Source organism: Streptomyces sp. SID1328 (genome assembly GCF_009865595.1).
GTDB lineage: Bacteria > Actinomycetota > Actinomycetes > Streptomycetales > Streptomycetaceae > Streptomyces > Streptomyces griseoluteus.
Genome location: NZ_WWKH01001020.1, coordinates 1 through 223 on the forward strand (window position 1 = coordinate 1; position 223 = coordinate 223).

Genomic DNA, 223 nt, shown 5'->3' on the forward strand with positions numbered 1-223 from the left:
GAAGGCCCTCCACGCGCGCGTGGAGGGCCTTCTCGCGTATCAGGGGGCGCTCAGGGGCGCGCGAAACGGCGTACCCCGGCCGGGGTCACCACGGCGTGCACCGGGCGGTCGTGCGCCTCGGCGGGCACCCGCGCCACCACCTCCGTGTCGTACAGCAGCACCACGAGCGCCGGACGCGCGCCCGCGCGCTCCAGGCGCGCGAGCACCCGGTCGTACGACCCCC

At 77.6% G+C, this 223-nt stretch carries 1 protein-coding gene; it reads right to left on the bottom strand.

Annotation, left to right across the window (positions count from 1 at the left end; translation table 11 throughout):
• Positions 1 to 50: 50 nt before the first annotated feature.
• A partial coding sequence (locus GT030_RS32745; RefSeq protein ID WP_237522981.1) for a 5-formyltetrahydrofolate cyclo-ligase occupies positions 51 to 223 on the bottom strand: 173 nt, incomplete at its 5' end.